The organism is Agromyces sp. CF514, from assembly GCF_900113185.1.
In the GTDB taxonomy this organism is placed as follows: Bacteria; Actinomycetota; Actinomycetes; order Actinomycetales; family Microbacteriaceae; genus Agromyces.
In genome coordinates this window covers 827,844-847,918 of the sequence record NZ_FOZD01000002.1, presented here as the reverse complement: position 1 = coordinate 847,918, position 20,075 = coordinate 827,844, and the positions used below count along the sequence as shown (strand labels likewise).

The window sequence follows — 20,075 nt, the reverse complement described above, 5'->3', positions numbered from 1 at the left end:
CGAGCCGGCGCGCTCGTCGTCGTGACGGGCCTCGCCGGCGCATCGCCGGCGTCAGCCCAGCTCTGCCGCCTCGTCGGCGGTCGCGGCGAGCTTCGGCCGCACCCTGCCCTTCACGAGGAAGATCGCGACGATCGCGAACAGGATGTACGCGTAGTTGAACAGGCCCGCGATCGACAGCAGGCCGTCGCTACCGCCGGCCGCACCGTGCGCATCGATGCCGCCGGTCGCGAGGAACGTCGTCGGATCCGTTGCCGCGTGCAGCAGCATCGCGTAGACCAGGCTGCCGGTGACCCTCATCGACAGGTACATCATGGCGCCGAACCCGAACGCGTACACGACGGTGATCGCGACGTTCACGACGGGCTGCCCGCTCAGGACGTTGGTCGAGTGCAGCAGCCCGAACAGCAGCGAGGAGAGCAGCATGACCACGCGCTCGCTGTACCCGCCCTTGCGCAGCAGGTTCACGCCGACGCCACGCGTGATCAGCTCCTCGGCGTACCCGACGCACAACCCCATGAACAGCGTCGTGAGCACCACGGCGATCGAGTACGCCGACCAGTTCGTGGCGAACAGCCTGATGACGATCGGGATGACCACGAGCGCCACCGCCAGCCACATCCACGGGCGGCCTGCGATGGGCTGACGGCCGAGCAGGCTCGGCCACCAGCCGACCGACCAGACGAAGACGGTCAGCAGCGCCGCGGCGAGCACGATGGGCAGCGCGACGCCGAAGAAGATCCCCGCGGGGTCGCCGAACGGGGCGTCCTGGTCGATCAGTCCGCCGAAGAGCGCTCCGACGAGGAGCCCCATCAGCTGGTAGACGATCGCATAGACGACGGTGATGAGGAGCGCCCGCCACCAGCCGCCCCGATTCCAGAAGCGCCTCCAGACGGATCCCTGCTCCGCGTGCTCGGTCATGCAGCCATTCCCCTCGATCGACTCCGCCAAGTATGGACGCGACCGGGCCGACGGGTCGAGAGGCGCGGCAACGACCCGCGCGATCGGGCTCCGAGTACGCCCCGCCGCCCGCTTCGGTCGCGCCTTATTCGGTCGCGGCCTCGTCGGTCGCGCCCTCTTCGGTCGCGTCCTATTCGGCCGCGACCTCGTCGATCGCGGCCTCGAGCCGCTCGACCTTCGCGTCGAGCTCGCCGGTGTAGCCCGGCCGGATGTCGGCCTTCAGCACGAGCGAGACCCGCGAGCCGTACTCGCCCACCGCCTCGGTCGCCCGGCGCACGACGTCGAACACCTCGTCCCACTCGCCCTCGAGCTCCGTGAACATCGACGACGTGCGGTTCGGCAGGCCGGACTCCCGCACGATCCTGACGGCCGCGGCGACGGCGTCGTGCACGCTGCCGTCGCTGCGTCCGGTTCCACTCGGTGCGACCGAGAATGCCACCAGCATGAGTCCTCCTCGCGGGGCGCGATCACCCGGTGATGGGCGCGGGCTCCCGCCTGACTCCAGCCTGCCACAGGGTCGCGACCGCCCACACGAGCAGTGCGACGAGCAGCGCGACCTTGAGCGACAGCACCAGCACGAACGCCGGGTCGGCGGCGAGCAACCAGCCGTACCAGTAGGGGTAGATGATCTGCGTGCAGAGCGCGGTCGCCGCGGCGATCAGCGCCGGCACCGCGAACCGCCTCGGCCGGTAGACGAGCCCCAGCACGACGGGCGCCGCGAGCCACGTGACGAACTGCGGAGAGCCGACCTTGTTCGCGAGCATGAGCACGACGACGAACGCGAGCGCGAGAGGCGGCAGCACGCGCGCGAACACCGCACCCCGACGCACGGCGCGCACCCCGAGCAGCACGACGACGAGCACGCCCACCGCCATGAGGGGCGTCGTGAGCGCCGCCGCGGCATCCGCTCCTGGCCCGTCGATCTGGAACGTCAGGATCTCCTGCGAATACACGACGTGCACGTCGGGCGAGCCTGCGACGATCTGCCACAGCCACGCCACGGCGAGCGGTGCCTCGACCTGGAGGCCGCGACCGGCCTGCTCCTCGATGAAGCCGAACGCGTTCAGGCCCGCGCCGGCGAGCACGCTGACGCCCAGGATGCCGACGCTCAGCGCCGCTGCGATGCCCACGACCTCGAGGCGGCGACGGGAGGCGATCACCAACGCGGCGACGAGGGCGGCGGGCCACACCTTCACCCACGCGCCGATCGTGAGCAGCACCGCGGCGACCCTCGGACGCCCCGCCGCCATGAGCAGGCCGAGCATCGCGATCGGCACCGTGACCGCGTCGATGCGGCCGAGCGCGATCGGGCCGAGCAGCACCAGGAACCCCAGCCACCACCACGCCGCGGCACGTCGCGTGCGCGACAGGCGCGCCGACCCCAGCAGCACCGAGAAGGCGACGGCGTCGAGCGCGGCCACGATCGCGAGCCAGGCCTGCGCGTACCACGCGGTGCCGAACGCGAGGGAGGCCGCCATGGGCACGAACGCGAGGATCGGGTACACCCACGGCGCGTCGATGCCCATGCGCAGCCAGCCGTTCGAGGCGTTCTCGGCCCACACCCGGTAGACGCCGGTGACGTCGCCGAGCGGCAGGCCGGGCGCCGCGAGGTTCAGCCAGACGAGCAGCGCGTGCACGAGCACGAAGGCCACCCAGAGGGCCGCGCGCGTGCCGAGCAGACGACGGACGGATGCCGCGGGCGCACCGCGCTCGCTCCCGTCCGTCATGACGGCGAGCCTATCCGAGTGTCACATTCCGCCACGCTTCCCGCGGGCGGACCGCGGATCGGCGAAGCTTGGAGCACGACCCCACCGGAGGCAGCCATGACCCGACGCCCACTCGCCGCGATCCTCGTCGCGGCATCCGCAGCACTCGCCCTCGCCGCCTGCTCGTCCGGCGGCTCCGGCGACGGCGGCTCGTCCGACGACGCCTCCGCGTCGGGGTACGTCACCGACGGCAAGTTCACGGTCGGCACGGGCGAGCCCGCGTACTTCCCCTGGGTGATCGACGACGCCCCCGAGTCGGGCGAGGGCTTCGAGCCGGCCGTGGCCTACGCGGTGGCCGAGCAGCTCGGGTTCGACGCCGCCGACGTGGTGTGGGTGCGCACGACCTTCGACCAGGCCATCGCGCCGGGCCCGAAGGACTTCGATATCAACCTCCAGCAGTTCTCGATCACGCCCGAGCGCGCCGAGAACGTCGACTTCTCGTCGCCGTACTACGAGACCACGCAGGTCGTCGTCACCGTCGAGGGCTCGCCCGCGGCATCCGCCACCTCGATCGCCGACCTGAAGGACCTCCTGATCGGCGCCCAGGTCGGCACGACGAGCTTCGACGCGATCGAGAGCGAGATCGCGCCGACCGCGGGGGCGCAGGTGTTCAACACGAACGACGACGCGAAGCTCGCGCTCCAGAACGGCACGGTCGACGCGATCGTCGTCGACCTGCCGACGGCGTTCTACCTGACCGGTGCCGAGCTCGACGGCGGCAAGATCGTCGGCCAGCTGCCCGCGACCACGGGCGGCGACGAGTTCGGCCTCGTGCTCGCGAAGGACTCCCCGCTCACCGCGGATGTGACGGCAGCCGTCGACGCGCTGCGCGAGGACGGCACGCTCGACGAGCTCGCGACCACGTGGCTCGGCGGCGACGCGGCCCCGCTGCTCGACTGATCGATCCGGTCCGATCGACTGAGACGACCGGCGGCGCACGCGGGCGATCGCGTGCGCCGCTACCGTTGCATGGTGGCTGAATCTACGAAGGCGGGCGCGTCGCGCGGCCCGACCGAACTCGACGCGACGGGTGCGTCGAACGAGCCCGGGTGGCGGCCGAGCGAGCTCGAGCTCTCGCGCCGGACGTTCCGGCGCAAGCAGACGCGACGCTCGGTGCTCGTCAGCATCGTCTCGACGATCGTGTTCGCGGCCCTGCTGGTCTGGGCCGTCGCCGGCTCGCCCGGGTGGGCGAAGGTGCGCGAGTCGTTCTTCGACCCCGAGGTCGCGATCGCCTCGCTGCCGCGCATCCTCGAGGGCCTCTGGCTGAACATCCAGGTGCTCGTCGTCGCGGCGATCGGCGTCGTCATCGTCGCGCTGCTGCTCGCGACGCTGCGCACGCTCCGCGGTCCGGTGTTCTTCCCGCTGCGGGCGCTCGCGGCGGGGTACACCGACCTGTTCCGCGGCGTTCCGCTCATCATCGTGCTCTACCTCGTGGGCTACGGCATCCCCGGCCTCGACTTCTTCCCGCGCGTCCCCGTCGCGGTGTGGGGCACGATCGCGCTGATCCTCACCTACTCGGCGTACGTCTCCGAGGTGTTCCGAGCGGGCATCGAGGCCGTGCACCCGTCGCAGCGGCTCGCCGCGCGTTCGCTCGGCCTCAGCCACGGCCAGACCATGCGTCGCGTGGTGCTGCCGCAGGCGCTGCGCAAGGTCACTCCGGCGCTCATGAACGACTTCGTCGCCATGCAGAAGGACGTCGGCCTCATCTCGGTGCTCGGCGCGATCGACGCGGTGCGCGCCGCGCAGATCGAGGTCGCGCACTACTTCAACTTCACGCCGTACGTCGTGGCGGGGCTGCTCTTCGTGCTGCTCGCCTGGCCCATGATCCGGCTGACCGATTGGCTCTCGGCGCGCATGCGCGTGCGCGAGCAGGGCGGGAGCATCGTATGAGCGAGTCGTCCACGGCGGGCATGCCCGGCTCATCCGCCACGCAGCACGCCGCTCCGGGGCTCCTGCGTCTCCGCGGGATCCGTCGCTCGTACGGTCCGAAGCTCGTGCTCGACGGGGTCGACCTCGACGTCGACGCGCACGAGGTCGTCGCGCTCGTCGGCGCCTCGGGTTCGGGCAAGTCGACGCTGCTGCGCACGATCAACCTGCTCGAGACCATCGACGACGGCGTGATCCTGCTCGACGGCGAAGACGTGAGCGATCCGCGCGTCGACGCCGACGCATTACGCGCGCGCATCGGCGTGGTCTTCCAGCATTACAACCTCTTCCCCCACCTCAGCGTGCTCGACAACGTCACGCTCGCCGCGCGGCTCGTGCACCGGATGCCGCGGGCGGCCGCCGAGGCGAAGGCGCTCGAGCTGCTCGACTCGGTGGGGCTCGCCGACTTCGCGAAGGCGTTCCCCGACCGGCTCTCGGGCGGACAGCAGCAGCGCGTCGCCATCGTCCGCGCCATCGCCACCGGGCCCGAGCTGCTGCTGCTCGACGAGGTCACGAGCGCGCTCGACCCCGAGCTCGTCGGCGAGGTGCTCGCGCTCGTGCGCTCGCTCGCCGAACGCGGCACGACGATCGTGATGGCGACCCACGAGATGGCCTTCGCGCGCGAGGTCGCCGATCGGGTCGTGTTCCTCGACGCGGGCCGCATCATCGAGGACGCGCCGGCCCTCGAGTTCTTCACCGCACCGCGCGAGGCCCGCACGCGCGAGTTCCTGACGAGGTTCCTCGGGGCGTAGCCGCGCGGCAGCCGCCATGCGGCGCGGTTCGCACGTGCGGATCGACCCGAGGAACGCCCGCGGATCAGCCCGCGCGGTGCGCGAGCAGGTCGCCGACCACCCCCGGCACGGACTGCGCGATGTCGAGCGCGACGACGGGCCCCCCGCCGTTCGCGGTGCTCGCCCGCAGCGCCGCCTCCCCCTGGATCCATGCGGCCGTCGCGGCGAGCGCGGTGAGGGCGGCCGCGTCGTCGGCGAGCCGGGCATGATGCGTCGCGGCGAGCGCGCCGAGGATGCCGCCGAGCACGTCTCCCGTGCCGCCGGTCGCGAGCCAGTGCGTCGGCGCCTCGACGACGTACCGGTTGCCGTCCGGATCGCACACGCGTGTCGTCGCCCCCTTCAGCAGCACGACGACGCCGAGTTCGTGCGCGGCGCGCTCGGCCCAGGCCGCCGGATCGTCGCGGATCTCGTCGAGGCTCGAGGGCACCTCGCGCGCGGCGAGCAGCCTGGCGAGTTCCCGTTGGTGCGGCGTGATGACGGTCGGCGCGGTGTGCGTGCCCACGAGGTCGAGCGCGCCGGCGTCCAGCACCACCGGAACGCCGTCGGCGAGCGCGTGCTGCAGGTCACCGAGCAGCACGAACGAGCGCCGCGTCGGGTCGATGCCCGAGCCGAGCACCCACGCCTGCACCCGACCGCGGCCGACGACCGTCTCGGGCCTGCGCAGGAGCACGGCTGCTCGGACTCCGCGCGGGCCGATGTAGCGCACGAGCCCGACGCCCGTGCGGTGCGCCGCCTCGACGCCGAGCACCGCGGCCCCCGGGAACTCGACGGAGCCCGACACGAGCCCGACCACGCCGCGCGTGTACTTGTCGTCGTCGACGCCGGGCGGCGAGATCCATGCGGCGGCATCGGCTGCGGACCAGGTTCTCCACTCGGTGGCCATGCTCCAACGATAGGTTGGATGGCGATGTCTGCGACAGTCCTCGAACCCATCGACCTCTCCCCTCGCGTCGTGGTCTTCGACTACGGCGAGGTCGTCTCTCGCGCGCCGAGCGACGTCGATCGTGCCGCGCTCGTGCTCCGGGCCGGCGCGACGGACGACGAGTCCGCGTTCTGGCAGGCGTACTGGCGTCATCGCGAGGGCCTCGACCAGGGCACCGTCTCGATCGCCGCGTACTGGGCGGCCGTCGCGGGCGATCTCGGCGCGGACTGGGGTCCGGTCGACGTGCACGAGCTGTGGGCGCTCGACCACCGCAGCTGGCTGAGCGTCGACCCCGGCACGCTGGGTGTGCTGCACGCGCTGCGCGCCGGCGGCACGCGGCTCGCCCTGCTCTCGAATGCGGGTGCCGACTTCTCGGGCTGGCTCCGGTCGGGCTCGTTCGCACCGCTCTTCGAGCGCGTGTTCGTGAGCGGGGAGCTCGGGCTCGTGAAGCCGGGCGCCGAGATCTACGAGCACGTCATCGCCGAGCTCGGCATCGAGCCGTCGCAGTTCGTGTTCGTCGACAACAAGGCCGAGAACGTGGCGGGCTCGCTCGCCGTCGGCGGCGACGCGCACGTGTTCACGGATGCCGCCTCGCTCGAGTCGTGGCTCAGGGGGCTCGCCGCATGAGCCCCGCACTCGAGGCGGACGACGTCGCGCCCGCGGCATCCGCCCTCTTCTCGCCCCTGACCATCAGGGCGCTCACGATCCGCAACCGCGTGTGGGTGCCGCCGCTCTGCCAGTACTCGGTGACGGAGCGCGACGGCGTGCCGCACGACTGGCACCTCGTGCACCTCGGTTCGATGGCGGCCGGCGGCGCGGGCCTCGTCATCGCCGAGGCGACGGCCGTGAGCCCCGAGGGCCGCATCTCCGACTACGACACGGGCCTCTGGAACGACGAGCAGGCCGAGGCGTGGTCGCGCGTCACGAGGTTCATCCGCTCGCAGGGGGCGGCCGCGGGCATCCAGCTCGCGCACGCCGGCCGCAAGGCGTCCGTGTGGCCCGAGACCGTGCGCAGGCGCGGGTCGCAGCCGCTCGACGAGGGCGGCTGGCAGACCGTCTCCGCATCGGCGCAGGCGTTCCATGGGCTGCGCGAACCCGTCGCGCTCGACGAGGCGGGCATCCGACAGGTGATCGCCGACTTCCGTGCCGCCGCCCGGCGCGCGCTCGACGCGGGCTTCGACCTCGTCGAGGTGCATGCCGCGCACGGCTACCTCGTGCACCAGTTCCTCTCGCCGCTGTCGAACCTGCGCGACGACGGCTGGGGCGGCGACCTCGAGGGCCGTGCGCGCCTGCTGCTCGAGATCGTGCGCGAGGTGCGCGCCGAGATCGGCGAGCAGGTGCCGATGTTCGTGCGCTTCTCGGCGACCGACTGGGTCGAGGGCGGCTGGGACGAGGCCCAGACCGCGACCGTCGCCCGCTGGTGCGAAGACGCCGGCGCCGACTTCTTCGATGTCTCGACGGGCGGCCTCGTCGCCCATGCCGACATCCCGGTCGGTCCCGGATACCAGGCCGGGCACGCCGAGTACGTCGGCGAGCACGGCGACGTCCCGGTGTCGGCCGTCGGGCGCATCACGAACGCCGCGCACGCCGAGCAGCTCGTCGCCTCGGGCGCGACCGACGCCGTGATGTTCGGCAAGGCCATGATGCGCGACCCGCACTTCGCGCTGCGGGCCGCGCACGAACTCGGCGCGGGCAGCGGCATGTGGCCCGTGCAGTACCTGCGGGCGAGGCCCGAGGTCAACGACGGCGAGTGGTGAGCGGCTCCGCCTGAGCGCCGTGGCCAGGCGGTCCCGGCATCAGGCGGTCCGGCATCAGGCGGTCCCGGCGGAGGACCCCCTCATCCGCATCGCCTGCTCCATGCGCTCGTCCGACATCTGGCCGATCGCGAAGATGTTGCCCTCGGTGTCGATGAACCACGCGCTCCGCTCGGTGCCGAAGTCCGCGACCCCGTCGACGGTCTTGAGGCCGGGCAGGTCGTAATCCTCGAACACGACTCCGTGGGTGCGCAACGCGGTCATGTCGCGGTCGAGGTCGTCGGTCATGAGGTTGAACGCGGTGTTCTGCGCGGTTCCGGCGAAGTCGGTGCGGTAGACCATGACGGTGACGCCGCCGATCTCGTAGAAGAGGGCCTCGCCTTCGGTGTCCTCGTACGCGGGATCGCAGCCCAGCACGTCGTGCCACCAGGTCTTGGCTCGGCCGAGGTCCGACGCAGGGAGGACGGCCGTCGCCATGAGTTTCTCGAACATGATGTTTCCTCGGATCCTCGGGTCGGCCGAGAGTCTACGCCCGGCGGGATCGCCCGCGACCCAGGTCGGAACGAACGGCACGACCGAGACGACCGAGACGACGACGGCCGCGGCATCCGGAGACGGATGCCGCGGCCGGCCGTTCATGCGGGGCGCTCAGCCCCGCCGGGTGGCGTCCTGCACCTCGCCGACCAGCTCCTCGATGATGTCCTCGAGGAAGATCACGCCGGTCGTCGCCCCCTGCTCGTCGAACGCCCGCGCGACGTGCGTGCCGAGGCGGCGCATCGTGGCGAGCGCGTCCTCGAGATCGGTGCCCTCGAAGATCGACACGAGACGACGGATGCGCTTCGGGGGGATCGGGTCGTCGAACTCCTCGTCGCGCAGGTCGATGACGTCCTTCAGGTGCACGTAGCCCTCGGGGTCGCCCTCGGCGTCGACGATCACGTAGCGCGAGTAGCCGCGGCGGGCGACCGCCCGCTCGACGTCGGCGGGCGTCGCCGTCTGCGGCAGGCTCACGAGCGCCGACAGCGGCAGCGCGACATCCGCCACCCGCTTGGTCGTGAACTCGAAGGCCGCGCTCAGCGTGCCGCTCGCATCGGCGAGCATGCCCTCGGCGCGCGAACGGTCGACGATGGTCTGCACCTCGTCGAGCGTGAAGGTCGAGTTGGCCTCGCTCTTCGGCTCGACGCGGAACAGCCGCAGCACGCCGTTCGCGGTCGCGTTCAGCGCCACGATCACCGGACGGAAGATCCGCGCGATGAACACGAGCGGCGGTGCGAGCAGCAGCACCGCGCGCTCGGGAAGCGAGAACGAGAGGTTCTTCGGCACCATCTCGCCGAACACCACGTGCAGGTACGAGACGAGCACGAGCGTGACGACGAACGCGACCGTCGAGATGACGGCCTCGGACCAGCCCGTGAGGTGCAGCGGCACCTCGAGCAGGTGGTGGATGGCCGGCTCGGAGACGTTCAGGATCAGCAGCGAGCAGATCGTGATGCCGAGCTGGCTCATGGCGAGCATGAGCGTGGCGTGCTCCATGGCCCAGAGCGCCGTCTTGGCGCTGCGCCTGCCCTGCTCGGCGAGCGGCTCGATCTGCGAGCGACGCGCCGAGATCACGGCGAACTCCGCGCCCACGAAGAAGGCGTTCGCCAGCAGCAGCACGACGAGCCAGACGATGCCCATCCAGTCGCTCATCGCTCACCACCTGCTTCGTCGTCGTCGGCCGGCACCGGATCTGGGATGAACCGCAACCGGTCGATGCGGCGACCGTCGAGGCGCTGCACCGTGAGCGTTCCGCCGTCGATGCGCACCTCGTCGCCGACCGCCGGAAGGCGGCCGAGCTCGGAGATGACATAGCCCGCGACGGTCTCGTAGTCGCCGTTCTCGGGCACGCGGATGCCCGTGCGGTCGACGAGCTCGTCGGGCCGCAGGATGCCGGGGAAGGCCACGGAGCCCTCGCGGCGCACGATGCCCGCGCGGGTGCGGTCGTGCTCGTCTGCCACCTCGCCCACGAGCTCCTCGACCAGGTCCTCGAGGGTCGCGACGCCGGCGGTGCCGCCGTACTCGTCGACCACGACGGCCATCTGGAACCCCCGGCCGCGCAGCTCGCCGAGCAGCACGTCGAGGGTCATCGTCTCGGGCACGCGCAGCGCCTCGGACTGCAGGGCGGACGCCGGGACGTCCGCACGCCGTTCACGGGGCACCGCGACCGCCTGCTTGACGTGCACGAGCCCCACGACGTCGTCGAGGTTCTCGTCGTACACCGGGAAGCGCGAGAAGCCCGTCTGGCGGGCGAGCTCGAGCACCGTCTCCGCGGAGTCCTGTCGCTGCACGGCGGACACCGCGGGCCGCGGGGTCATGACGTCGGATGCGTCGTGGTCGGCGAAGCGCAGCGTGCGCCCGAGCAGGGTCGCCGTGTCCTGCTCGAGCAGGCCCGCGCTCGCGGAGCGGCGCACGAGCGAGGAGAGCTCCTCGGCCGAGCGCGCACCGGAGAGCTCCTCCTTCGGCTCGATGCCGAAGGCGCGGATCACGCCGTTGGCGCTGCCGTTGAGCACGACGATCGCCGGGCGGAAGACCCAGGTGAACGCGGTCTGGAAGGGCATGACGACCTTGGCGGTCGCGAGCGGCAGCGCGAGCGCGAAGTTCTTCGGCACGAGCTCGCCGATGACCATGGAGAGCAGCGTCGCGACGACGACCGCGGTGATCGCGCCGACCGGACGGATGACCGCCTCCGGCACGCCGATCGCGGCCAGCGGCCCGGCGAGCAGCGAACTGATCGCGGGTTCCATCGTGTAGCCGGTGAGCAGGGTCGTCAGCGTGATGCCGAGCTGGGCGCTCGACAGGTGCGTCGAGGTGATCTTCAGCGCCGAGATGGTGAGCGAGAGCCTCGTCTCACCTCGCGAACGGCGCGCTTCGAGATCGGCGCGATCGAGGTTGACGAGCGCGAACTCGCTCGCAACGAACAAGCCCGTGCCGACCGTGAGGAGGAGTCCGATTCCGAGCAGGATCCACTCAGACATCGCCACCTCCCCGGTCGATCACGGGCGAGGGTCTATGACTGGGATTGGCAGAGGGAGGATCGTCCATTGTGCGATCGAGTATATCGGCGCGATCCCGGTGATCTCCGGGTGAATCACCAGCTGACGGGCAGCGCCTTGCCCTCTTCGTACCCCGCGGCCGACTGGATGCCCACCCGGGCCCGCTCGCGGAACTGCTCGAGGTCGCGCGCGCCCGCGTACGTGAACGAGCTGCGCACGCCCGAGGTGATCATGTCGAGCAGGTCCTCGAGCGAGGGGCGCAGCGGGTCGAGGTAGATCGACGACGACGAGATGCCCTCGGCGAAGAGCTCCTTGCGGGCCAGCTCGTAGGGCGAGAGCCGGTCGAAGCGCTCGCGCACGGCCTTCGTCGACGCCATGCCCCAGCTCTCCTTGTAGAGCCGTCCGTTCGCGTCGCGGGCGAGCGAACCCGGCGCCTCGATGGTGCCGGCGAACCACGACCCGATCATGACGGACGACGCGCCGGCCGCGAGGGCGAGTGCGACGTCGCGCGGGTACCGCACGCCGCCGTCGGCCCACACCCTCGCGCCGAGCTCGCGTGCCGCCTCCGCGGTCTCGAGCACGGCCGAGAACTGCGGGCGCCCGACGGCGGTCATCATGCGGGTCGTGCACATCGCGCCGGGACCCACGCCGACCTTCAGCACGTCTGCCCCGGCGTCGACCAGGTCGGCGACCGCGTCGGCGGTGACGATGTTGCCCGCCACGATCGGAACCCCGAGGCCGAGGTCGCGCACGATCGAGACCGCGCGCACCATGCCCTCCTGGTGGCCGTGCGCGGTGTCGAGCACGAGCATGTCGACGCCCGCATCGACCAGCGCCGCCGCCTTGGCCGCGACGTCGCCGTTGATGCCGACCGCGGCGGCCACCCGCAGGCGACCCTCGGCGTCGACGTTCGGCTCGTAGATCGTGCCGCGCAGCGCGCTGCGCCTGCTGAGCGTGCCCACGACCCGCCCGTGCTCGAGCACGGGTGCGAACTCGAGTCCGGCGTCGACCATGAGGTCGAACGCGCGACGCGGGCTGTCGACGTCGTCGGCGTCGAGCGAGGCGAGGCCGCCGTGCACGAGGTCGCCGAGCCGCGCGTCGGGCAGCGCGGTCGCGAGGCGCTCGGCCAGGATGCTGCCGACGAAGGCGCCCTCGGCGTCCTGCAGCACGATGCCCTGGCCGGCGACCGGCGGAAGCACCGCGAGCGCGTCGGCCGCGGTCGCATCGGGGGCGAACGAGTACGGGGTGTCGAACCGCGGCGACTGCGCCTTGACCCACCGGATCGACTCCGCGAGGTCCTGCAGGTGCAGGTCCTGAGGCAGCACGCCGATGCCCCCGCGCCGCGCCAGCGACGAGGCGAGCCGCGGCCCGGTGATGGAGTTCATGTTCGCCGACACGATCGGCACCGACGCGCCCGACCCGTCGTCGGGTGCGAGCGAGACGTCGAGGCGACTCGTGACCCCCGACCGGCTCGGCACGAGGAAGACGTCCGAATAGGTGAGGTCGTGGCTGGGTTCGGTGCGGTAGAACTCCATGGCCCTCACGCTACCGCGGCCTGCTGGAAGCCGAGCCCGTGGAAGGGGTTTAGGCTTGTCGAGGCGATCGGCGCTCTGCGAAGGGCAAAGTGTAGCGATCGCGCGAGAGAATCCAGAATCAACGGAGAGAGTGGGCGATCGGCTGTGTCGAGCCAATTGACCGGGTCGGGGTCTGAAGAGACCGCGGCAGGCGAATACGGAGCCAACGAATGGCTCGTCGACGAGATGTACGAGAAGTTCATCGTCGACCCCGAATCCGTCGACAGGTCCTGGTGGCCGGTGCTCGAGTCCTACCGCGACGCCCGGTCCGGCGCCGCCCAGCCTGCTGCACAGCCGACGGATGCCGCGCCCTCGCCGGCACCCGCCGAGGCCCCCGCAGCCCCGGCCGCCCCCGAGACGGCCGCAGCCGCCGCACCGGCCGCGCCCGCGGCATCCGCCCCCGCGACGACCCCGAACGCGGTCATCGGCCAGGCGCCGGCCGCACGCACCACCTCGGTGGCCCCGCGCTCGACCCCGGTGCCGGCCGACGTGCCCGTGACCAGCCCGCAGCCGATCATCGACGACGGCGAGCGCACCGACGAGGTCGTGCCGCTGAAGGGCATGCCGAAGGCCCTCGCCGCGAACATGGACGCCTCGCTCACCGTGCCGACCGCGACGAGCGTGCGCACCGTGCCGGCGAAGCTCATGATCGACAACCGCATCGTGATCAACAACCACCTGCGTCGCACGCGCGGCGGCAAGGTCAGCTTCACGCACCTCATCGGGTGGGCGCTCATCCAGGCGCTCAAGGAGTTCCCGAGCCAGAACGTCTTCTACAGCGAGGTCGACGGCAAGCCCAGCCTCGTCAAGCCCGCCCACATCGGCCTCGGCATCGCGATCGACGTCCCCAAGCCCGACGGCAGCCGGGCCCTGCTCGTGCCCGCCATCAAGCGCGCCGAGACGATGACGTTCAACGAGTTCCTGAACGCCTACGAAGACCTGGTCGGGCGCGCCCGCACGAACAAGCTCACGGCCGACGACTTCTCGGGCGCGACGATCTCGCTCACGAACCCGGGCGGCATCGGCACCGTGCACTCGGTGCCGCGCCTCATGAAGGGCCAGGGCTGCATCATCGGCGCCGGCGCCCTCGAGTATCCGGCCGAGTTCCAGGGCGCATCCGAGAAGGTGCTCTCGAACCTCGCGATCGGCAAGACGATCACCCTCACCTCGACCTACGACCACCGCGTGATCCAGGGCGCCGGCTCGGGCGAGTTCCTGAAGAAGGTGCACGAGCTGCTCATCGGCCAGCGGGGGTTCTACGAGGACCTCTTCGCCGCGCTGCGGCTGCCGTACGAGCCCATCCACTGGGCGCCCGACATCGCCGTCGACATCGCGAGCGCCGTCGACAAGACCGCTCGCGTCCAGGAGCTCATCAACTCCTTCCGCGTGCGCGGCCACATGATGTCCGACATCGATCCGCTCGAGTACCAGCAGCGCTCGCACCCCGACCTGAACATCGAGAACCACGGCCTCACGTTCTGGGACCTCGACCGCGAGTTCGTGACCGGCGGGTTCGGCAACACCCGCACGGCGCTGCTGCGCGACATCCTCGGCGTCCTGCGCGACTCGTACTGCCGCACGATCGGCATCGAGTACATGCACATCCAGGACCCCGACCAGCGCAAGTGGATCCAGGAGCAGGTCGAGCGCAAGTACGAGAAGCCCACGCACGACGAGCAGATGCGCATCCTCGGCAAGCTCAACGAGGCCGAGGCGTTCGAGACCTTCCTGCAGACGAAGTACGTCGGCCAGAAGCGCTTCAGCCTCGAGGGCGGCGAGTCCGTCATCGCGCTGCTCGACGAGATCCTGCAGGGCGCCGCCAAGGAGAACCTCGACGAGGTCGCCATCGGCATGGCCCACCGAGGCCGGCTCAACGTGCTCACGAACATCGCGGGCAAGACGTACGGCCAGGTGTTCATGGAGTTCGAGGGCACCACCTCGGGCCAGGGCTCGGGCGACGTCAAGTACCACCTGGGCACCGAGGGCACGTTCACCGCCGACGACGGCAACCAGGTGCCCGTGTCGCTCGCCGCGAACCCCTCGCACCTCGAGGCCGTCGACGGCGTGCTCGAGGGCATCGTGCGCGCCAAGCAGGACCGCAAGCCGATCGGCACGTTCTCGACGCTGCCGATCCTCATCCACGGCGACGCGGCCATGGCCGGCCAGGGCATCGTGGTCGAGACGATGCAGATGTCGCAGCTGCGCGGCTACCGCACGGGCGGCACCATCCACGTCAACATCAACAACCAGGTCGGCTTCACGACGGTCCCGGGCGACGCGCGGTCGTCGATCTACTCGACGGATGTCGCGAAGACGATCCAGGCCCCGATCTTCCACGTGAACGGCGACGACCCCGAGGCCGTCGTACGGGTCGCGGAGCTCGCGTTCCGCTACCGCCAGGAGTTCCACCGCGACGTCGTCATCGACCTCGTGTGCTACCGCCGCCGCGGCCACAACGAGGGCGACGACCCCTCGATGACGCAGCCGCTCATGTACACCCTCATCGAGGCCAAGCGCTCGGTCCGCAAGCTGTACACCGAAGCGCTCGTCGGTCGCGGCGACATCACCGAGGCGGAGTACGAAGAGGCGCACCGCGACTTCCAGGACCGCCTGGAGCGGGCGTTCGCCGAGACCCACGCCGCGCAGACCGGCTCGATCCCGATCATCGGCGCGACCGAGTCGTTCGATCACGAGGCGCCGGCCACGGGCGAGCTCGAGACGACCGGCGTGTCGACCGAGGTCGTGCAGGCCATCGGCGACGCGTTCGGCAACAAGCCGGCCGGCTTCACCACCCACCCGAAGATCCAGCAGCTGCTCACCAAGCGCGTCGACATGAGCCGCAACGGCAAGATCGACTGGGGCTTCGGCGAGTTGCTCGCGCTCGGCTCGCTGCTCATCGAGGGCACGCCCGTGCGCTTCGCCGGTCAGGACGCCCGTCGCGGCACGTTCGTGCAGCGTCACGCGGTGCTCCACGACCGGGTCAACGGCCAGGAGTGGCTGCCGCTGCAGAACCTCGCCGAGAACCAGGCCCGCTTCTGGATCTACGACTCGCTCCTCAGCGAATACGCGGCCATGGGCTTCGAGTACGGCTATTCGGTCGAACGCGCCGACGCGCTCGTGCTGTGGGAGGCGCAGTTCGGCGACTTCGCCAACGGCGCGCAGACCATCATCGACGAGTTCATCTCGTCGGCCGAGCAGAAGTGGGGCCAGCGCTCGAGCGTCGTGCTGCTGCTCCCCCACGGCTACGAGGGCCAGGGTCCCGACCACTCGAGCGCCCGCATCGAGCGGTTCCTGCAGCTCTGCGCCGAAGAGAACATGACCGTGGCGCGCCCGTCGACGCCCGCGTCGTACTTCCACCTGCTGCGCCGTCAGGCGTACGCCCGCCCGCGCCGCCCGCTGGTCGTGTTCACGCCCAAGGCGATGCTGCGCCTGCGCGGCGCGACGAGCGAGGTGGCCGACTTCACGAGCGGCCGCTTCGAGCCGGTCATCGACGACGCCCGCATCACCGACAAGGACGCCGTCAAGCGCATCGTCTTCGTCTCGGGCAAGCTCTACTACGACCTGCTCTCGGAGCTCGACAAGAACCCGAACCCCGAGATCGCGCTCGTCCGGCTCGAGCAGCTCTACCCGCTGCCCTCCGACGAGCTGAAGCGCATCGCCTACAGCTACCCGAACGCCGAGTTCGTGTGGGCGCAGGACGAGCCCGAGAACCAGGGCGTCTGGCCGTACTTCATCGTCGAGACGAACAAGCTCGGCGACAAGCCCGTGCGCGTCGTCTCGCGCGCCGCGTCGGCCTCTCCCGCGACGGGTTCGGCCAAGCGCCACGCAGGCGAGCAGGCCGACATCGTGAGCCGCGCGCTCACGCTCTGATCGACTGAACACCCGAAGAGGGCGGATGCCGCATGGCATCCGCCCTCTTCTGCGTTCGTTCCCGGCGACTCGTCCCCGGTCGGGTCGCGGGCGTCGGGCCCCGGCGGTTCCTCGGCCGCCCGGGCCCGACGGTTCAGACGCGGTGTTCCGCGCGGTCGTCGGCCCGGTGCTCCGCGTGGTGCACGGCCGCCCCGGACTCCGGTTCGACGTCGGCATCGAGGCCGGCGGCGACATCCGCTCGACGCTCGCCCACGTCGGGGCCGGCGCGCCACAGCTTCGACGGCCACCAGATCACCCGGCCGAGATCGTAGGCGAGCGCGGGCACGAGCAGCGACCGCACCAGGAAGGTGTCGAGCAGCACGCCGAACGCGACGATGAAGGCGAGCTGCGCGAGGAACAGGATCGGCAGCACCCCGAGCGCCGCGAAGGTCGCCGCGAGCACGAGACCGGCCGACGTGATCACGCCGCCCGTGACCACGAGGCCTCGCAGCACGCCCTGGCGCGTGCCGTGCTTCATGGATTCCTCGCGCACGCGCGTCATCAGGAAGATGTTGTAGTCCACGCCGAGCGCGACGAGGAACACGAACCCGAAGAGCGGCACGACCGGGTCGGCCCCGGCGAAGCCGAACACGTCGTTGAACACGATCGCCGAGACGCCGAGCGCTGCGGCGAACGAGAGCACGACCGTGCCGATGAGCAGCAGCGGCGCGACGACCGCGCGGAGCAGCAGCATGAGGATCAGCAGGATCACGCCGAGCACGAGCGGGATGATGAGGTTCCGGTCGTGGATCGAGGCGACCTTCGTATCGAGCGCGACGGCCGTGACCCCGCCGACGAGCACGGGCTGGTCGGTGGTCGAGACGCCCTCGAGGCCTTCGCGAAGGGCGACGACCGTCGCCTCGGCCGCATCCGAGTCGCTCGCGTCGGCGAGCGTCGCGTCGAGCTGCACGAGTCCGTCGACCACGGTCGGTTCACCCGCCGGGGTTCCGGGAGGGCCGAGCGGCTGGATGCCGTCCTCGGTGACCGGAAGCGATCCGCTCGGGGAGTCCTCCGAGACGACCGAGAGCGAGTCGACGCCGGCGGTCGCGAGCACGACCTCGGCGACCGCGTCGAGATCGGCTTCGGGGGCGATGATCACGGCGGGCGTGCCCGAGCCGCCGGGGAAGTGCTCGCTGAGCAGCGCCTGGCCGTCGCGGGCCTCGGAATGGCCGAGCACGAACTCGCTCGAGGGAACGCCGTCGGCCTTCAGCTGCGTCACGCCGAGCGCCATGACGGCGAGCAGCAGGGTCGAGACGATCCAGGTCACACGTGGGCGGCGCGCCACGAGCCGCGCGACCTTGGGCCAGATGCCCTTGCGGGCGACGACGTCGTCGGCCTCGACATGCGCGCCGAACTTGGGACGCACGGGCCAGAACGCCGCGCGGCCGGCCCAGAACATGAGGGCGGGCAGCAGCGTGAGCGAGGTCAGCAGCGCGAACGCGATGCCGATCGCCGACACCGGACCGAGGAGCTTGTTCGAGGTGAGGTCGCTCGCGAGCAGCATGAGCAGGCCGGCGATCACCGTGCCGCCCGAGGCGAGGATGGGCTCCCACGAACCGCGCAGGGCGGCCCACGTGGCATCCCACTTCCGGTCGTGCTGGTGCAGCGCCTCGCGGTAGCGCGCGATGTAGAGCAGCGAGTAGTCGGTCGCGGCGCCGATCACGAGGATGAACAGGATCCCCTGCGTCTGGCCGTTCAGCACGAGCACGTCGGCCTGCGCGAGCGAGACGACGACGAGCACCGAGGCGCAGAGGGCCGTCAGGCTCGTGCCGAGCACGATGAACGGCAGCAGCGGCGAGCGGTACACGATCACGAGGATCAGGAACACCGCGCCGAACGCGACGAGCAGCAGCAGCCCGTCGATGCCGGCGAATGCGGCAGAGAGGTCGGTCGTGAAGCCCGCCGGTCCGGTGACCGCGGCCTCGAGGCCGGATCCGGATGTCTCGGCGACCCGCTCGCGCACCTCGCCGACGACCTCCTTGACCTCGGCACCCGTGTCGACCTGCACGAAGACCTCGGCCGCCTCGCCGTCGTCGGACTCGACCGCGGGCGAGACGCCGTCGGGGAGCACGCCGTCGATCGAGGCGAACGCCTCGGCGTCGTCGGAGATGGCGGCGAGGTCGCCCTCGGTGAGCCCGCCGTCACGGGCGTAGACGACGATCGCGGGAATCGCGTCGTCGCCCCGGAACTCGGACTGCAGCGCCTGCACCTCGGCGGACTCCGACGAGGACGGGAGGAACTGCGCCTGGTCGTTCTCGACGACGTCGCTCAGCGTGCCGAAGGAGGCGCCTCCCGCGCCGAACGCGGCGAACCAGACGAGGATCAAGACGGTGGGCAGGAGCACCCTGAGCCAGGTCGGCACGCGACCTGAACGGGTGGAGGCGGGAGCATTCTCGTTCATCGCCCTCGACGCTACGCGCGAGGCGCGTGCACGGGCGTCCGTCGAATGGTTGAACGTCGATCCGCTCGACGCCCTCGAGGCGTGGGCGATGCACCCGGCACCGTCCCGTCGGCGGGTCAGCCGGCCGGGCGGGTCAGTCGGCGGCGACCCCGTGGCCGGCCTGCACCGTGCGGATCTGCGCGAGCACGAGCGTGCGCAGCGTCTCGGGAGCGCTCTCCTTGCAGGCGCGCTGCATCACCTCGGTGATGGCGACGCCGACGCGGACCTCGTTCGAGCAGTCTGGGCAGTTCTCGACGTGCGCACGGATGTCCGCGGCATCGGCACTGGCCAATTCGTGGTGCAGGTACTCCTCGAGCTCTGCGCGGGCCTTCTCACAGCCGCAGTCGTTCATTTCGGGCTCCTCGGCATCTTCTGCCTCTTGGGGGTGGACGCCGACGCGGCGGTGGCGATGCCCTGCTCGCTCGCGTACTCGGCGAGGGACTCGCGCAACAGCCGCCTGCCACGATGCAGTCGGCTCATCACGGTCCCGATGGGGGTGTTCATCATGTCGGCGATCTCTTGATACGAGAACCCCTCGACGTCGGCGAAGTAGACCGCGAGGCGGAAGTCCTCGGGCAGCGCCTGCAGTGCGTCCTTCACGGCGCTGTCGGGCAGGTGGTCGATCGCCTCGGCCTCGGCGGATCGCGTCGAGCGCGCGGTCGTGGACTCGGCGCCGCCGAGCTGCCAGTCCTCGAGCTCGTCGATCGTGCCCTGATACGGCTCGCGCTGCTTCTTGCGGTACGTGTTGATGAAGGTGTTCGTGAGGATGCGGTACAGCCACGCCTTGAGGTTGGTGCCCTGCGTGAACTGGCCGAAGGCGGCATAGGCCTTGACGAAGGTCTCCTGAACGAGGTCCTGCGCGTCAGCGGGGTTCTTCGTCATGCGCAGCGCAGCGGCGTACAGCTGATCGAGGAAGGGCAGCGCCTGCTCCTCGAACAGTTCGCCGAGCGGACGCTCGGACTCCGGTGCGGTGTCGATCTCGTCGCCAGTCATCACCGGCCATCCTA

The 20,075-nt window shown here is 70.9% G+C and carries 17 protein-coding genes; 6 read left to right on the top strand and 11 right to left on the bottom strand.

Annotated elements, in window-relative coordinates:
- Positions 1-51 precede the first annotated feature (51 nt).
- From BM342_RS16645 to BM342_RS16635, 3 genes are all read right to left on the bottom strand, one after another.
- Entirely contained in the window at positions 52-918 is an 867-nt protein-coding gene (locus tag BM342_RS16645) for a CPBP family glutamic-type intramembrane protease (protein WP_092968118.1), read from the bottom strand.
- Between the two features lie 169 nt (positions 919-1,087).
- The gene (locus BM342_RS16640) at positions 1,088-1,402 is read right to left on the bottom strand and encodes a thiamine-binding protein (RefSeq protein WP_092968116.1); all 315 of its coding nucleotides are present in this window, start codon (positions 1,400-1,402) and stop codon (positions 1,088-1,090) included.
- Between the two features lie 22 nt (positions 1,403-1,424).
- Positions 1,425-2,684 carry a glycosyltransferase 87 family protein gene (locus BM342_RS16635; RefSeq protein ID WP_092968114.1) on the bottom strand — a complete coding sequence of 420 codons (1,260 nt, stop codon included), beginning with the start codon at positions 2,682-2,684 and terminating at the stop codon, positions 1,425-1,427.
- A 96-nt stretch (positions 2,685-2,780) separates the two neighbouring features.
- Here BM342_RS16635 and BM342_RS16630 point away from each other — a divergent pair, with 96 nt between their 5' ends.
- The 3 genes from BM342_RS16630 (at position 2,781) to BM342_RS16620 (ending at position 5,401) form a co-directional block, all read left to right on the top strand.
- The gene (locus BM342_RS16630; protein ID WP_092968112.1) at positions 2,781-3,623 is read left to right on the top strand and encodes an ABC transporter substrate-binding protein; all 843 of its coding nucleotides are present in this window, start codon (positions 2,781-2,783) and stop codon (positions 3,621-3,623) included.
- Between the two features lie 72 nt (positions 3,624-3,695).
- Positions 3,696-4,613 carry an amino acid ABC transporter permease gene (locus tag BM342_RS16625; protein ID WP_369823184.1) on the top strand — a complete coding sequence of 306 codons (918 nt, stop codon included), beginning with the start codon at positions 3,696-3,698 and terminating at the stop codon, positions 4,611-4,613.
- The gene (locus BM342_RS16620; protein WP_218154952.1) at positions 4,610-5,401 is read left to right on the top strand and encodes an amino acid ABC transporter ATP-binding protein; all 792 of its coding nucleotides are present in this window, start codon (positions 4,610-4,612) and stop codon (positions 5,399-5,401) included. Before BM342_RS16625 ends, BM342_RS16620 begins: the two co-directional genes overlap by 4 nt.
- Positions 5,402-5,465: 64 nt before the next feature.
- Here the strand turns inward: BM342_RS16620 and BM342_RS16615 are convergent, their stop codons facing one another.
- Positions 5,466-6,323, bottom strand: a complete 858-nt coding sequence (locus tag BM342_RS16615) for an ADP-dependent NAD(P)H-hydrate dehydratase (RefSeq protein ID WP_092968108.1) — start codon at positions 6,321-6,323, stop codon at positions 5,466-5,468.
- A gap of 24 nt (positions 6,324-6,347) precedes the next feature.
- Between BM342_RS16615 and BM342_RS16610 the strand changes: the two genes are divergently transcribed.
- On the top strand, positions 6,348-6,989 hold the full coding sequence (locus BM342_RS16610; RefSeq protein ID WP_092968770.1) for an HAD family hydrolase: 642 nt from the start codon (positions 6,348-6,350) through the stop codon (positions 6,987-6,989).
- A complete protein-coding gene (locus BM342_RS16605; protein WP_092968106.1) occupies positions 6,986-8,119 on the top strand; it encodes an NADH:flavin oxidoreductase/NADH oxidase in 1,134 nt (377 codons plus the stop codon). The genes BM342_RS16610 and BM342_RS16605 overlap by 4 nt, the downstream gene beginning before the upstream one ends.
- A 54-nt stretch (positions 8,120-8,173) precedes the next feature.
- Here BM342_RS16605 and BM342_RS16600 read toward each other — a convergent pair whose 3' ends face one another.
- The 4 genes from BM342_RS16600 to BM342_RS16585 all read right to left on the bottom strand — a co-directional run bounded on the left by BM342_RS16600 (position 8,174) and on the right by BM342_RS16585 (position 12,680).
- Complete coding sequence (locus tag BM342_RS16600) at positions 8,174-8,608, bottom strand: VOC family protein (RefSeq protein ID WP_177232230.1); 435 nt, start codon at positions 8,606-8,608, stop codon at positions 8,174-8,176.
- Positions 8,609-8,764: 156 nt separating this feature from the next.
- Entirely contained in the window at positions 8,765-9,802 is a 1,038-nt protein-coding gene (locus BM342_RS16595; RefSeq protein WP_092968104.1) for a hemolysin family protein, read from the bottom strand.
- Positions 9,799-11,127, bottom strand: a complete 1,329-nt coding sequence (locus BM342_RS16590; RefSeq protein WP_092968102.1) for a hemolysin family protein — start codon at positions 11,125-11,127, stop codon at positions 9,799-9,801. Before BM342_RS16590 ends, BM342_RS16595 begins: the two co-directional genes overlap by 4 nt.
- A gap of 113 nt (positions 11,128-11,240) precedes the next feature.
- The gene (locus BM342_RS16585; RefSeq protein WP_092968100.1) at positions 11,241-12,680 is read right to left on the bottom strand and encodes a GMP reductase; all 1,440 of its coding nucleotides are present in this window, start codon (positions 12,678-12,680) and stop codon (positions 11,241-11,243) included.
- 144 nt (positions 12,681-12,824) lie between these two features.
- Here BM342_RS16585 and BM342_RS16580 point away from each other — a divergent pair, with 144 nt between their 5' ends.
- On the top strand, positions 12,825-16,589 hold the full coding sequence (locus BM342_RS16580) for a multifunctional oxoglutarate decarboxylase/oxoglutarate dehydrogenase thiamine pyrophosphate-binding subunit/dihydrolipoyllysine-residue succinyltransferase subunit (RefSeq protein WP_092968098.1): 3,765 nt from the start codon (positions 12,825-12,827) through the stop codon (positions 16,587-16,589).
- Positions 16,590-16,722: 133 nt separating this feature from the next.
- On the opposite strand, the gene BM342_RS16575 is transcribed toward BM342_RS16580, so the two are convergent.
- From BM342_RS16575 to BM342_RS16565, 3 genes are all read right to left on the bottom strand, one after another.
- Positions 16,723-19,029 (bottom strand): MMPL family transporter, encoded by a 2,307-nt coding sequence (locus BM342_RS16575; RefSeq protein WP_092968096.1) that lies wholly within the window; start codon positions 19,027-19,029, stop codon positions 16,723-16,725.
- A 133-nt stretch (positions 19,030-19,162) separates the two neighbouring features.
- Entirely contained in the window at positions 19,163-19,420 is a 258-nt protein-coding gene (locus BM342_RS16570; RefSeq protein ID WP_067878250.1) for a zf-HC2 domain-containing protein, read from the bottom strand.
- The gene (locus BM342_RS16565) at positions 19,417-20,061 is read right to left on the bottom strand and encodes a sigma-70 family RNA polymerase sigma factor (protein ID WP_177232229.1); all 645 of its coding nucleotides are present in this window, start codon (positions 20,059-20,061) and stop codon (positions 19,417-19,419) included. Before BM342_RS16565 ends, BM342_RS16570 begins: the two co-directional genes overlap by 4 nt.
- Positions 20,062-20,075: the final 14 nt, after the last annotated feature.

Excerpts from the sequence above, each read along its gene's own strand:
- BM342_RS16570 (WP_067878250.1), bottom strand. The coding sequence starts at position 19,420 with ATGAACGACTGCGGCTGTGAGAAGGCCCGCGCAGAGCTCGAGGAGTAC.
- BM342_RS16590 (WP_092968102.1), bottom strand. The coding sequence starts at position 11,127 with ATGTCTGAGTGGATCCTGCTCGGAATCGGACTCCTCCTCACGGTCGGC.
- BM342_RS16565 (WP_177232229.1), bottom strand. The coding sequence starts at position 20,061 with ATGACTGGCGACGAGATCGACACCGCACCGGAGTCCGAGCGTCCGCTC.
- BM342_RS16640 (WP_092968116.1), bottom strand. The coding sequence starts at position 1,402 with ATGCTGGTGGCATTCTCGGTCGCACCGAGTGGAACCGGACGCAGCGAC.
- BM342_RS16630 (WP_092968112.1), top strand. The coding sequence starts at position 2,781 with ATGACCCGACGCCCACTCGCCGCGATCCTCGTCGCGGCATCCGCAGCA.
- BM342_RS16575 (WP_092968096.1), bottom strand. The coding sequence starts at position 19,029 with ATGAACGAGAATGCTCCCGCCTCCACCCGTTCAGGTCGCGTGCCGACC.
- BM342_RS16610 (WP_092968770.1), top strand. The coding sequence starts at position 6,348 with ATGTCTGCGACAGTCCTCGAACCCATCGACCTCTCCCCTCGCGTCGTG.
- BM342_RS16615 (WP_092968108.1), bottom strand. The coding sequence starts at position 6,323 with ATGGCCACCGAGTGGAGAACCTGGTCCGCAGCCGATGCCGCCGCATGG.
- BM342_RS16585 (WP_092968100.1), bottom strand. The coding sequence starts at position 12,680 with ATGGAGTTCTACCGCACCGAACCCAGCCACGACCTCACCTATTCGGAC.
- BM342_RS16595 (WP_092968104.1), bottom strand. The coding sequence starts at position 9,802 with ATGAGCGACTGGATGGGCATCGTCTGGCTCGTCGTGCTGCTGCTGGCG.
- BM342_RS16605 (WP_092968106.1), top strand. The coding sequence starts at position 6,986 with ATGAGCCCCGCACTCGAGGCGGACGACGTCGCGCCCGCGGCATCCGCC.
- BM342_RS16620 (WP_218154952.1), top strand. The coding sequence starts at position 4,610 with ATGAGCGAGTCGTCCACGGCGGGCATGCCCGGCTCATCCGCCACGCAG.
- BM342_RS16645 (WP_092968118.1), bottom strand. The coding sequence starts at position 918 with ATGACCGAGCACGCGGAGCAGGGATCCGTCTGGAGGCGCTTCTGGAAT.
- BM342_RS16635 (WP_092968114.1), bottom strand. The coding sequence starts at position 2,684 with ATGACGGACGGGAGCGAGCGCGGTGCGCCCGCGGCATCCGTCCGTCGT.
- BM342_RS16600 (WP_177232230.1), bottom strand. The coding sequence starts at position 8,608 with ATGTTCGAGAAACTCATGGCGACGGCCGTCCTCCCTGCGTCGGACCTC.